12 protein-coding genes are annotated in these 12,404 nt (G+C 69.9%); 1 reads left to right on the top strand and 11 read right to left on the bottom strand.

Annotated elements, in window-relative coordinates; genetic code table 11:
- Positions 1–4 precede the first annotated feature (4 nt).
- The 11 genes from EDF31_RS05915 to EDF31_RS05865 form a co-directional block, all read right to left on the bottom strand.
- Positions 5–871 carry a regulatory protein RecX gene (locus tag EDF31_RS05915; RefSeq protein WP_131845488.1) on the bottom strand — a complete coding sequence of 289 codons (867 nt, stop codon included), beginning with the start codon at positions 869–871 and terminating at the stop codon, positions 5–7.
- Positions 868–1,929, bottom strand: a complete 1,062-nt coding sequence (gene recA / locus EDF31_RS05910; RefSeq protein WP_111084595.1) for a recombinase RecA — start codon at positions 1,927–1,929, stop codon at positions 868–870. Before recA ends, EDF31_RS05915 begins: the two co-directional genes overlap by 4 nt.
- Before the next feature lie 282 nt (positions 1,930–2,211).
- Positions 2,212–2,436: a DUF3046 domain-containing protein gene (locus EDF31_RS05905; protein WP_111084594.1), complete on the bottom strand. Its 225-nt coding sequence runs from the start codon at positions 2,434–2,436 to the stop codon at positions 2,212–2,214.
- Positions 2,437–2,513: 77 nt separating this feature from the next.
- Positions 2,514–2,822 (bottom strand): helix-turn-helix transcriptional regulator, encoded by a 309-nt coding sequence (locus EDF31_RS05900; RefSeq protein WP_027464765.1) that lies wholly within the window; start codon positions 2,820–2,822, stop codon positions 2,514–2,516.
- Between the two features lie 154 nt (positions 2,823–2,976).
- Positions 2,977–3,522 (bottom strand): CinA family protein, encoded by a 546-nt coding sequence (locus EDF31_RS05895; RefSeq protein ID WP_243649881.1) that lies wholly within the window; start codon positions 3,520–3,522, stop codon positions 2,977–2,979.
- Positions 3,519–4,187, bottom strand: a complete 669-nt coding sequence (gene pgsA / locus EDF31_RS05890) for a CDP-diacylglycerol--glycerol-3-phosphate 3-phosphatidyltransferase (protein WP_131845487.1) — start codon at positions 4,185–4,187, stop codon at positions 3,519–3,521. The genes EDF31_RS05895 and pgsA overlap by 4 nt, the downstream gene beginning before the upstream one ends.
- Positions 4,184–7,093 carry a DNA translocase FtsK gene (locus EDF31_RS05885; protein ID WP_131845486.1) on the bottom strand — a complete coding sequence of 970 codons (2,910 nt, stop codon included), beginning with the start codon at positions 7,091–7,093 and terminating at the stop codon, positions 4,184–4,186. Before EDF31_RS05885 ends, pgsA begins: the two co-directional genes overlap by 4 nt.
- Positions 7,094–7,212: 119 nt before the next feature.
- Complete coding sequence (locus EDF31_RS05880; RefSeq protein WP_111084591.1) at positions 7,213–8,889, bottom strand: ribonuclease J; 1,677 nt, start codon at positions 8,887–8,889, stop codon at positions 7,213–7,215.
- Positions 8,890–8,938: 49 nt separating this feature from the next.
- Positions 8,939–9,916 (bottom strand): 4-hydroxy-tetrahydrodipicolinate synthase, encoded by a 978-nt coding sequence (gene dapA, locus EDF31_RS05875; RefSeq protein ID WP_111084638.1) that lies wholly within the window; start codon positions 9,914–9,916, stop codon positions 8,939–8,941.
- A 182-nt stretch (positions 9,917–10,098) separates the two neighbouring features.
- The gene (locus EDF31_RS05870) at positions 10,099–10,599 is read right to left on the bottom strand and encodes a dihydrofolate reductase (protein WP_123938807.1); all 501 of its coding nucleotides are present in this window, start codon (positions 10,597–10,599) and stop codon (positions 10,099–10,101) included.
- Positions 10,599–11,429: a thymidylate synthase gene (locus EDF31_RS05865; RefSeq protein WP_207896040.1), complete on the bottom strand. Its 831-nt coding sequence runs from the start codon at positions 11,427–11,429 to the stop codon at positions 10,599–10,601. Before EDF31_RS05865 ends, EDF31_RS05870 begins: the two co-directional genes overlap by 1 nt.
- 54 nt (positions 11,430–11,483) lie before the next feature.
- Between EDF31_RS05865 and EDF31_RS05860 the strand changes: the two genes are divergently transcribed.
- Positions 11,484–12,404, top strand: a complete 921-nt coding sequence (locus EDF31_RS05860; RefSeq protein ID WP_131845485.1) for a TIGR01777 family oxidoreductase — start codon at positions 11,484–11,486, stop codon at positions 12,402–12,404.

Raw genomic sequence — 12,404 nt, 5'->3', positions numbered from 1 at the left:
GCGACTACTCGAAGCGCACGGTCCCGCGGCCCGTCGGAGGGCGGCGTCCGCCGCCGTCGAGGGCCCGCTGGACGGCGATCCGAACCACGCCCGAGCCGTAGCCCTTGCGCATCAGGAACCCCGACAACCGACGCTCGGCGGTCGCACGGTCGAGCCCACGCATCTGCGGCGCACGCTTGTCGGCGAGCTCCTGGGCGCGGATGAACTCGTCGTCCTCGTCATCGGCGGCTTCGTCGAGCGCGGTGTCGATCGCGATCTGGTCGATGCCACGACGACGCAGCTCGGTGACCACGCCCTGCCGCCCCAGACCCTTGCGGGCGTGCAGGCGGTCCACCAGGTCGGTGGCGAGGGCGACGTCGTCGAGCAGCCCGACGCGGGTCAGGCGTTCGATCTCGTGCTCGACCACGTCGGGGTCGAGGTCTTGCTGGGTGAGCAGTGTCCGCATCTCGGACTCGCTCACGCCCTTGCGGCCGAGCGCCCGCATGCTGAGCCGCTCGGCGTCGGCGCGCTGCTCCTCGAGGGGACGCGGAGCATCCGCAGGGTCGAGTTCTTCGCCACCGGCGATCGAGAAGACCGACGCCGTCGTGGCGTCCGCCCCGTCGTCGCCGTAGCCGTCCTGCTCGGCCCGCGCGGTCCGGCCGGAACCGTCGCCGATGACCGGCGAGACCCAGTCGGCCTGTCCACGCGGCCCGAGGATGGGCAACGGGACGGGGGTGTCCGCATCGTCCTCGAGCACGGGCTCCGGAATGCTGGGCACCGTCTGCTCGGGTTCGGGGGTGGGCTCCGCAGCTGCCGGGGCCCGACGACGGGACCTCGCACCGAACAGGTCGGTGACCGGTGCGAGGCCGTCGTCGTCGTGGTCGGTGCTCACGCGCCCTTGCGCTCCGCGAGCTTCGGCGCGATCGACTCGACCGGAGCCTCTTCCGCCTTGGCGCCACCGACGCCGAGCTTGGCGAGGATCTTGCCCTCGATCTCAGCCGCGGTGTCGGGGTTCTGGATCAGGAAGGAACGCGAGTTCTCCTTGCCCTGCCCGAGCTGGTCGCCGTCGTAGGTGTACCAGGCACCCGACTTCTTGACGATGCCGTGGTCGACACCGAAGTCGAGCAGCGAGCCTTCGCGCGAGATGCCGACGCCGTACAGGATGTCGAACTCGGCCTGCTTGAAGGGCGGCGCCATCTTGTTCTTGACGACCTTGACACGCGTGCGGTTGCCCACCGCGTCGGTGCCGCTCTTGAGCGTCTCGATGCGACGGATGTCGAGGCGGACGGACGCGTAGAACTTCAGTGCCTTACCGCCCGAGGTGGTCTCCGGGGAACCGAAGAACACACCGATCTTCTCGCGCAGCTGGTTGATGAAGATCATCGTGGTCTGCGTCTGGTTCAGCCCACCGGCGAGCTTGCGCAGCGCCTGGGACATGAGGCGGGCCTGCAGACCGACGTGGGAGTCACCCATCTCGCCCTCGATCTCGGCGCGCGGCACCAGTGCTGCGACCGAGTCGATCACGATGAGGTCGATCGAGCCGGAGCGGACGAGCATGTCCGCGATCTCGAGCGCCTGCTCGGCGGTGTCCGGCTGCGACACGAGCAGGGCGTCGATGTCGACACCGAGCTTCTTGGCGTACTCCGGGTCGAGCGCGTGCTCGGCGTCGATGAAGGCCGCGATGCCACCGGCGCGCTGGGCGTTGGCGATGGCGTGGATGGTGAGGGTCGTCTTACCCGAGGACTCCGGGCCGTAGATCTCGACGATGCGGCCGCGGGGCAGTCCCCCGATGCCGAGCGCGACGTCCAGCGCCACCGACCCGGTCTGGATGACGTTGACGGGTGCGCGTTCGTCCGAACCGAGGCGCATGATCGCACCCTTGCCGAACTGCCTGTCGATCTGTGCGAGTGCGGTCTCGAGGGCCTTTTCGCGGTCTGCCGGTGATGGCATGGGGTGCTCCTTCGTGCTCGTGTTCGGCCGCCTGTAGGCTGTCGCGTCCACGCCGGCCGGTGGTGCAAGGCCGATGGTTCTGCGACAAGGCTTCGGGCTGTTCCCGATGTCCATCAACCTATGGCTGGCCACCGACATCACTGCCGACGGTCACGCGATCTGTGGATGGAACACCCGGGCGACGCCGCTGTGGAGGAACGTACCACCGATCGAACACCCGTTCGAGCAACACGCCGAACACAGTTTCGGGCGGTGGCGTTGGCGCGACGGAGCGCGGACGCCTCAGTTCTGCGGCTCGGCCAACCCCTTGCCGTGCCGCCGGTCGAGCGGGACGTCCTGCGAGTCACAGAGGGCATCCCACACCCGACGGGCGTCGATGCCGGCGGCGAGGGCATCCACAGCCGAGCGGCCACCGAGGTCCTCGAGCACGACGTCACGGCTGACCACGGATCCGTAGGCCTCGCCGAACACCTGGTCGACGGCACGCCAGAACTCACTCACCCGCATCCGACAAGCCTAAAGCGTCCCCGAACGCAGAACGCCCCCGCCGGGAGGTTCCGGCGGGGGCGTTCAGTGCGAGGCGCTCAGCGCACCGCGAGGTCGTTGTCGAACTCGGCGACGAGGTCGTCCGGGAGCGTGTCGGGGACGGGAGTGAGTCCCTCGACGATCGCGAGGCGGTCGCCCACTTCGCGCATGATCGTGGAGATGGGGGTGTCCAGCGCATCCGCAACGGACGCGAGGATCTCCGAGCTGGCCTCTTTCTGACCACGCTCGACCTCACTGAGGTACCCGAGAGCCACACTGGCCTTGGACGCGACCTGACGGAGGGTCCGGCCCTTCTGCAAGCGGAAGTCCCGAAGCACATCGCCGATTTCCTGACGAACGAGAACCATGAGAACTCCTCCTCTCTGTCGTCTCCGCGCCCGCCCGATCCGGAGGATCGAGTTCGGGTTCAGCAACTTTAGCGTTGCCGGTTGAAGCATGCTAACCAGGCTGGCTGCCGTCCTGCTGGAGATTGCGTGAGATGTAACCCAGTGGAAACGGGACCTATTCCCGGCCCCGGACCACGGACGACATCCGTGTCAGGAGTTCGGAGACGGACGCCGTGCGGATTGCACCGCGGTCCCCGTCGAGGTGGAGTTCCCACGCAGTGGCGCCGTCCGCCGACGCGATGCCGACGTACACGGTGCCGACCGGCTTGCCGTCCTGCGGGTCTGGCCCGGCGACGCCGGTCGTGCTGATCCCCCACGTCGCCGGCTCACCATCGACGGACAGCGCGATGCGGACACCGGCCGCCATCTGCCGCGCGACCTCGGGATCGACGGCCCCGTTGGCCGCGAGCAACGCCGACGACACCCCGAGCACGGTGTGCTTGACGGGCGTCCCGTAGGCCACGACTCCCCCGCGCACCACGGCGCTCGCCCCCGGGACACCGACGAGCGTCGACACCACCATCCCGCCGGTGAGCGACTCCGCCACGGCGACGGTCTCACCGCGACGCGTCAGGTCGGCGACCAGGTCCCGCGCGATCGCGTCGACCGTGTCGGCAGGGCCGGGAGGCACGGCGCCGGTCGCGTCGTCGGCCTGCGTCACGCGGTGGTCCGGTTGTGCTTCCACGCCTGGTACAGGTAGTCGATGCCACTGAGCACGGTCGCCAGGAAGGCGGCGCTCATCAGCACCACGTTCACCCAGTGCGCCCAGTCACCGACGAGCTCCCACCACGGGAAGAGTGCCGACGTCAGCGCGACGGCCTGCAGCACGGTCTTGATCTTGCCGCCACGGCTGGCCGGGATCACCCGGTCCGACAGCACCGCGAAGCGGAACACCGTGATGCCGATCTCGCGCACCATGATGAGCACCGTCACGTACCAGGGCAGCTCGGCCAGGATCGACAGGGCGACGAGCGCGCCGCCGATCAGGACCTTGTCGGCGATCGGGTCGACGAGCTTGCCGAAGTCGGTGACCAGGTTCTGCCGCCGGGCGATGATGCCGTCGGCGCTGTCGGTCACGATCGCGACGACGAAGACGATCGCCGCCCAGATGCGTAGCGGGCCGTCGTGGCCGGCGTCGGCGAGGAGCAGCACGAAGAACAGCGGCGCCATGAGGATGCGCACCACGGTGATGATGTTCGCGACGTTCGCCGTCGATGCGGGGCCGGGACCCTTGCGGAGCAGTCGCCCGCGCCAGGGGAACTTCGCGCCGTGTGTCGTGGCGCCGTCCGTCGTCTCCGTGCCGTCCGAGGCGGTCATCGCCTTCACTCCCTGCCCGTCAGTCCCCACGCGTCCTCATCGGGCTCGTCGTGCACTTCATCGTACCCGCGGGTCATGTCGCCCACGGGGTCGGCGCCGTAGCGGTCGCCGTCGTCACTCGGGCCGGCGACGGGGGCCGCGGGCGCCGGAGCAGCCGGCGGCTCCTCGCCGCGGAGCTTCGCGAGCACCGCGGGCAGCTGGTCGGTGGTGACGAGCACGTCGCGGGCCTTCGACCCCTCGGACGGCCCGACGATGTCGCGGGACTCCATCAGGTCCATCAGGCGACCGGCCTTGGCGAAGCCGACCCGGAGCTTGCGCTGCAGCATCGAGGTCGAGCCGAACTGCGTCGAGACGACCTGTTCGACCGCCGCGAGCAGCAGTTCGAGGTCGTCGCCGATGTCGGCGTCGATCTCCTTGCGCTCGACCACGGCCTGGACGTCCTGGCGGTACTCGGGCTGGGCCTGGCGGGTGACGTGCTGGACGACCTCGGCGACCTCGCCCTCCTGCACCCACGCTCCCTGCACGCGCAGGGACTTCGACGATCCCATCGGCAGGAACAGCGCGTCGCCCTGGCCGATGAGCTTGTCCGCGCCGGGCTGGTCGAGGATGACGCGGGAGTCCGTGACGCTCGTCACCGCGAAGGCGATGCGGGACGGCACGTTCGCCTTGATCAGGCCGGTGATGACGTCCACCGACGGGCGCTGCGTCGCGAGCACCAGGTGGATGCCGGCGGCGCGGGCGAGCTGGGTGATGCGGACGATCGACTCCTCGACGTCGCGCGGGGCGACGAGCATGAGGTCCGCGAGCTCGTCGACGACGACGAGCAGGTACGGGTACGGCTTGAGCTTCCGCTCGCTGCCCGCGGGCAGGACGATCTCGTTGTTCTCGATCGCCTTGTTGAAGTCGTCGACGTGGCGGAACCCGAACGACGCCAGGTCGTCGTACCGCATGTCCATCTCCTTCACGACCCACTGCAGCGCTTCGGCCGCCTTCTTCGGGTTCGTGATGATGGGCGTGATGAGGTGCGGGACACCCGCGTAGATCGAGAGCTCGACGCGCTTCGGGTCGACCAGGACCATGCGGACCTCGGACGGCTTCGCCCGCATGAGCAGCGACGTGATCATCGAGTTGATGAAGACCGACTTGCCGGAACCGGTCGAACCGGCGACGAGCAGGTGCGGCATCTTCGCCAGGTTCGCGACGACGAAGCCGCCCTCGACGTCCTTGCCGACGCCGATCGTCATCGGGTGCTTCGACTTCCGCGCCGCGTTCGAGCGCAGCACGTCGCCGAGGGACACGATCTCGCGGTCGGAGTTCGGGATCTCGACGCCGATGGCGCTCTTGCCCGGGATCGGCGAGAGGATCCGGACCTCGTTGGAGGCCACCGCGTAGGACAAGTTCTTCGACAGCGCCGTGACGCGCTCGACCTTGACGCCCGGTCCGAGCTCGATCTCGTAGCGGGTGACCGTCGGACCGCGGGAGAACCCGGTGACCTTCGCGTCGACCTTGAACTCCGTCAGCACGCCGGTGATGGCGGCGACGATGTCGTCGTTCGCCTGGCTGCGAGCGACCGAGGGGGTGCCGGAGCTCAGGGTGGTGGCGGCCGGCAGGCGGTACGGCTTCGATGGGTCGTCGTCGGTCGCCGCCGCGGAGAGATCCTCGGGCTCGTCGACGACGGGGTCCTCGACGAGGGGTGCCGCGACCACTTCGGGCACCGCGGGGCGGATCGCCGCGGTCGGCTCCGGACGCGCGGGGACATCGGTGCCGAAGTCACGCAGGGCCTGCTCGGCGACCTGCAGGTCCTGTTCGACGGAGTCGTTGAGGTTGACCGACGCGGGTTCGGCCGGCGTCAGGTCCACGAGACCGGCCGCAGCGCCCGCGTTGGGGTTACCCACCGGGGCAGCGGGTGCAGCCGCCGCGGCGGGCGGGGCCGTCGGTGCGACACCGGTGGCCGGGGGCAGGACGGGGCTGTCGTACGCCGGGTCCTCTTCGCGCCCGGACTTGTTCCGCCGCCACCACGGCACGTTGTCGCCGCCGGCGTCACCGTCGGCAGCGGCCTGCTCCTCGCCGAAGCCGAGGTCGTCGAACAGCTGGAAGTCGGTGTCGCCCTTCTTGCCGCGCTTGGTCGTCTTGGTGCGGGTGGCGGGTGCCGCTGCTGCCGCTTCGACCTCGGGCTCGGCCGCCGGGGCCGGCGCTCCGAACAGGTACGCGTACAGCTCGTGCAGCCGACGCCCGACCTTGTTCGGCGGCGTCTTGGTGATGATGAAGAGGGAGAGCACGAGCAGCACGATCGCCACCGGGACCGCGACCCAGGCGGTCGCGATCGTGACGAGCCAGCCGATCACGACCCAGCCGAGCACACCGCCGGCCGCAGCCAGGGCGGGCATGCCGTCCGCTGCGCTCGGCTGCCCGCCGAAGACGTGGCAGAGCGAGGCGATCGCGACGAGCAGGATCCCGAGGCCGATGCCGATCCGGGTGTTGTCGTGCACCGAGGCCGGGTGCCGGAACAGCCATCCGGCGAAGACGATCATGATCACCGGCAGGGCGAATGCCAACCGGCCGAACAGCCCGCCGAACGTGTACGCGTCGAGTGCGACCGACACGCCGTTCGTCGGGTTGAGCCACTCGACGACCGCACCGGCGATGGCCAGTACGAACAGCAGGAACGGGAACCCGTCACGCCGCTGGTCCTTCTCGAGGGACTCCTTGCCGAGCAGTCGGAACATCGCGCCGACGCCGTGCGCCATCGCGAGCCAGAACGTCACGAGCGGGTTCTGCTCGCGGAACACCGGTGTCGGTGCCGCCTGCGGCAGCTTCTTCGTCGTGGCCTGGGTGCGCGACGAACCGCGCGTCCCGTCCCCACGGGACGACGTGGACGCGCGCGAGCGCGTGGTCGACTTGGTGCCTCCGGCCATGGGCAGAACCCTAATCCCCACTCAGGACAAACCAAGGGAGGCCCGCCGCAGCATCCGTGACGGACGCTGGACGGGCCTCCCGGTCGACCGCGATGAACGCGGCGAACGCGACTGACGCGCTACGCCTCGATGACCACCGGGACGATCATCGGACGGCGGCGGTGCTTGGTGTTGACCCAGCGGCCGACCGTGCGACGGACGACCTGCGCGAACGCGTGCGAGTCGCGCGTGCCGTTGGCGGCCGCCTCGGCGATCGCCTTGGCGATCTGGGGACGGACGTCGTCGAACACGGAGTCGTCCTCGGCGAAGCCGCGCGACTGGATCTCCGGGCCGATGACGCACTGGCCGGTGGTGAAGTCCACCGCGGCGAAGACCGAGATGAAGCCCTCTTCGGACAGCACGCGGCGGTCCTTGAGGTCGGCATCGGTGATCTCGCCCACGGTCGAGCCGTCGACGTACACGTAGCCGATGTCGAGCTGCCCGGCGACCGTCGCGACGCCGTCCTTCAGGTCGACGACGATGCCGTCCTGCCCGAGGATCACGTTGCGCGGCGGTACACCCGTCTGGATCGCCAGGTCGGCGTTCGCGTACAGGTGGCGGTGCTCGCCGTGCACGGGCAGGACGTTGCGCGGACGCAGGATGTTGTAGCAGTAGAGCAGTTCGCCGGCCGAGGCGTGTCCGGAGACGTGCACCTTGGCGTTGCCCTTGTGCACGACCTTCGCGCCGAGCTTCGTCAGCCCGTCGATGACGCGGTACACGGCGTTCTCGTTGCCCGGGATCAGCGACGAGGCGAGGATGACGGTGTCGCCCTCGCCGATCTCGATCTGGTGCTCGAGGTTCGCCATGCGCGCGAGCACGGCCATCGGCTCGCCCTGCGACCCCGTCGACATGTAGACGATCTGGTCGTCGGGGACGTTCTTCGCCTTCTTCGTGTCGATGAGGACGTTCTCGGGCACGCGGAGGTAGCCGAGGTCGGCGGCGATGGTCATGTTGCGGATCATCGAGCGCCCCATGAACGCGACCTTGCGGTTCGCGGCCGCGGCGGCGTCGAGGACCTGCTGCACACGGTGCACGTGCGACGAGAAGCTCGCCACGACGACCTTCTTGCGGGCGCGCGTGATGATGTTCTCGAGGACCGGGCCGATGTCGCGCTCCGGAGCGGTGAAGCCCGGCACGTCGGCGTTGGTCGAGTCCGGCAGGAACAGGTCGACGCCCTGCTCCCCCAGACGCGCGAACGCACGGAGGTCGGTGATGCGGTCGTCCAGCGGGAGCTGGTCCATCTTGAAGTCACCCGTGTGCAGGACACGACCGGCGGGGGTCGTGATCGAGACGGCGAGGGCGTCCGGGATGGAGTGGTTCACGGCCACGAACTCGAGGTGGAACGGGCCGAGCTGCTCGGTCTGGTCCTCGGCCACGACGAGCGTGTACGGCTTGATCCGGTGTTCCTTGAGCTTCGCCTCGACGAGCGCGAGGGTCAGCGTGGAGCCGATCAGCGGGATGTCGTCGCGGAGCTTCAGCAGGTACGGCACGGCGCCGATGTGGTCCTCGTGGCCGTGCGTGAGCACGACACCGAGGACGTCGTCGAGACGGTCACGGATCGGCGCGAAGTCCGGCAGGATCAGGTCGACCCCCGGCTGGTGCTCCTCGGGGAAGAGCACGCCGGCGTCGACGATGAGCAGCTTGCCCTCGTACTCGTAGACGGTCATGTTGCGACCGATCTCGCCGAGTCCCCCGATGGGGATGACGCGGAGGGTGCCGGGTTCGAGCGGCTGCGGTGTGGAGACTTGTGTGGGCATTCGGTCCTACGGATTCAGGCGACGCGCGAGGAGCGCGCCGCGGTGTTCGCTAGCGGGTGGTGCCTGGCACCTTTGGCAGTGCGCCGCCGGCCGCAGCGTTGCGGTCGGGGCGGAAGTTCGAGAAGTCGGCGCCGGGCACGTCGCGCACGGCTTCGAGCGAGGTCTCGATGGCGTACGCCTCGGAGTCCTCGGGGCCGACGAGCGGCAGACGGACGCGCGGGCTGCCGATGCGGCCGAGCCCGTGCAGGATGTACTTCGCCGCGACGGTGCCGGGCACGTGGGTCATCACGGCGCGGACGAGGGGCTCGACGCGCTTGTGCTCGGCGGTGGCGGTCGCCAGGTCGCCGCGGTTCACGGCGTCGATGATGGTGCGGTACGGCGTGCTCGTGATGTTCGCGGTGACGCCGATCAGGCCCGTAGCGCCGATCGACAGGTGCGGGAGCACGTTGGTGTCGTCGCCGGAGAAGTACATGAGGTCGGTGTTGTTGAGCACGCGGGACACCTCGGCGAAGTCGCCCTTGGCGTCCTTCACGGCGAGGATGTTCGGGTGGTGCGACGCCCGCACGATCGTCTCGTACGTGATCGGGATGCCGGTGCGCCCCGGGATGTCGTACAGGATCACCGGCAGGTCGGTGGCGTCGGCGATCATCCGGAAGTGGGTGAGCACCCCCGACTGGGTCGGCTTGTTGTAGTACGGCGTGACGATCATCACACCGTCCGCGCCGGCCTTCTCGCTCTGCTTGTACAGGTGGATCGCGTGCGCGGTCTCGTTCGACCCGCCACCCGTGATGATCTTCGCGCGCCCGGCGGCGACGGACTTGCCGACCTCGACCAGACGGAGCTTCTCGGGGTCGGTCAGGGTGCTGGTCTCGCCGGTGGTGCCGGTGACGACGATGCCGTCGGCGCCGGCTGTGATGCAGTCGTCGATGTGCTGCTCGACGCCGGGCCAGTCGACCTCACCGTCGGCCGTGAACGGGGTCACGAGGGCGACGAGGACCTGACCGAAGGGATTCTCACGCGGGGACACGGGCACCAGCGTACCGGGGATGGGCGCGATGGCCGCCGTCCGGGCGGACGGTCGCCTGCCTGCGGCGCGGACGGGAGGCCCGGATCGCGTCCGTCACGCCGCTCACGCCCGGTGGGAACCAGGTTCCGGACACCACACCACGGGATCGCGCGGTGCTGTGTCCGGAACCTGGTTCCGAACGTTCAGGCGCTGCTCCGGCGCCACTCGAGGAAGCGGTAACGGGTCCCGGTGCGGGACACCTGCCACGGGCCCTCGTCGGTGAGCGTCCAGCCGGCCGACTCGCCGAGCGTCGGTGCGACGGTGTCGCCGGGCACGTCGACGTCGATGACGGTCTCGGACACCCGGTCGGCACGGTCCAGCGCCGCGGCGTAGACCTGGCCGCCGCCGATGACCCAGACGGGGCTGTCGGCACCGTCGGCACCGTCGAGCGCGGCGCGGAGGTCGTGCACGACCTCGGCGCCGTCGGCGGTCCAGGACGCGTCGCGGGTGAGCACCACGTTGCGGCGACCGGGCAGCGGACGGAAGCGTTCCGGCAGGGACTCCCAGGTGCGCCGGCCCATGAGCACCGTGGCGTCGCCGGTGACCTGCTTGAAGTGCGCGAGGTCCTCGGGCACGTGCCAGGGCATGCCGCCGTCGGCCCCGATGACCCCGTCGGTCGACCGGGCCCAAACCATGCCGATCATCAGACGGCGACCGCGCCCTTGATCGCCGGGTGGTGGTGGTAGCCGACGACGGTGAAGTCCTCGTACTCGTAGTCGTCGATCGAGTCGCGCGGCGCGAGCTCGAGCGTCGGCAGGGCGTACGCCGTGCGGGACAGCTGCTCCTCGACCTGCTCGACGTGGTTGTCGTAGACGTGGCAGTCGCCGCCGGTCCAGACGAAGTCGCCGACCTCGAGCCCGGTCTGCGCGGCGATCATGTGGGTGAGCAGGGCGTACGAGGCGATGTTGAACGGGACGCCGAGGAACATGTCGGCGCTGCGCTGGTAGAGCTGGCACGAGAGCTTGCCGTCGTTGACGTAGAACTGGAAGAACGCGTGGCACGGCGCGAGCGCCATGTCCGGGATCTCGGCGACGTTCCACGCCGAGACGATGAGCCGGCGGCTGTCCGGGTTCGTGCGGATCTGGTCGATGACCTGGGCGATCTGGTCGATGTGCTCGCCGGACGGGGTCGGCCACGAGCGCCACTGCACGCCGTAGACGGGGCCGAGGTCGCCGTCCTCGTCCGCCCACTCGTTCCAGATCCGGACACCGTGCTCCTGCAGCCAGGTGGCGTTGCCGTCGCCGCGCAGGAACCAGAGCAGCTCGTACGCGATCGACTTGAAGTGCACGCGCTTCGTTGACACGAGCGGGAAGCCCTTCGACAGGTCGTAGCGGAGCTGCGCGCCGAACAGGCTGCGGGTCCCGGTGCCGGTGCGGTCACCCTTCGGCGTGCCCTCGGTCAGGACCCGGCGGAGCAGGTCCTCGTACGGGGTCGGCGCGGTGGGGTCGGGCTGCACGGTCTCGCTGTCGCTCACACACAGAAGCCTACGTCGGCGAAAGCCGACGGCAGCGTGAGTAGCGTGGCCGGCATGGCAGACACGGCGGCAGAGCCCCTCTCGATCCTGATCGCCGGCGCGTCCGGTTTCATCGGCACCCCGCTCGTCCGCGCGCTGCGCGGGGCGGGCCACCACGTGACCACGCTCGTCCGGCGCGAGCCGCACACGGCCACCGAGTTCCGCTGGGCTCCGGGTCGCCGGCCGCTCGACCCGGCCATCGTCGACGGTGCCGACGTGGTGATCAACCTGGCGGGGGCGAACATCGGCAAGCTGCCCTGGACCGCGAAGTACCGCGAGGAGATCCGGCGCTCCCGCGTCGACGCGACCGACACCCTGGTCGAGGCCATGCGACACGCCAGCACTCCCCCGGCGCTGTTCCTGTCCGGATCGGCGTCCGGCGTGTACGGCGACCGCCCGGCGGACGTCCTGCAGGACGACGCGGCGCCCGGCACCGGGTTCCTCGCCGAGGTCTGCACCGCGTGGGAATCCGCGGCGAACGCTGCCCCGGACGGCGTCCGTGTGGTGACCCTGCGCACGGGCATCGTGATCGGCGAGGGCGGCGGCGCGCTCGCACCCCTCATCCCGCTCACCCGGGCAGGGCTCGGCGGTCGCCTCGGCACCGGCGGGCAGCACTGGCCGTGGATCGCACTCGAGGACGAGGTCGGGGCGATCGTGCACCTGGCGACGAGCCCGTCGGCGTCCGGTGTCAGCGGACCGGTCAACCTCGCCGGGCCGGAAGCCGTCGTCGCCGACCGCATCACGAAGCGCGTCGCCGAGGACCTGCACCGGCCGTACCTGTTCCGGATCCCGGAGTTCGCGCTGCGCCTGGCGCTGCAGGACGCCGCCGACGAGATGCTGCTGTCGAGTCAGCGGATGGTGCCGACGAAGCTGCTCGAGTCCGGCTACGTGTTCCGGTACACGCGTGCGGTGGACGCCGTCGACGCGGTCCTCTGA

This window comes from Curtobacterium sp. PhB142 (genome assembly GCF_004341255.1).
Classification (GTDB): Bacteria; Actinomycetota; Actinomycetes; order Actinomycetales; family Microbacteriaceae; genus Curtobacterium.
The sequence above is the reverse complement of the archived record's forward strand: the minus strand, read 5'-3'. Positions and strand labels throughout refer to the sequence as shown.

Bases quoted from the DNA above. Each gene is read 5' to 3' on its own strand.
- recA (WP_111084595.1), bottom strand. From the start codon at position 1,929: ATGCCATCACCGGCAGACCGCGAAAAGGCCCTCGAGACCGCACTCGCA.
- EDF31_RS05905 (WP_111084594.1), bottom strand. From the start codon at position 2,436: ATGCGGGTGAGTGAGTTCTGGCGTGCCGTCGACCAGGTGTTCGGCGAG.
- EDF31_RS05900 (WP_027464765.1), bottom strand. From the start codon at position 2,822: ATGGTTCTCGTTCGTCAGGAAATCGGCGATGTGCTTCGGGACTTCCGC.
- EDF31_RS05885 (WP_131845486.1), bottom strand. From the start codon at position 7,093: ATGGCCGGAGGCACCAAGTCGACCACGCGCTCGCGCGCGTCCACGTCG.
- EDF31_RS05880 (WP_111084591.1), bottom strand. From the start codon at position 8,889: ATGCCCACACAAGTCTCCACACCGCAGCCGCTCGAACCCGGCACCCTC.
- EDF31_RS05870 (WP_123938807.1), bottom strand. From the start codon at position 10,599: ATGATCGGCATGGTTTGGGCCCGGTCGACCGACGGGGTCATCGGGGCC.
- EDF31_RS05860 (WP_131845485.1), top strand. From the start codon at position 11,484: ATGGCAGACACGGCGGCAGAGCCCCTCTCGATCCTGATCGCCGGCGCG.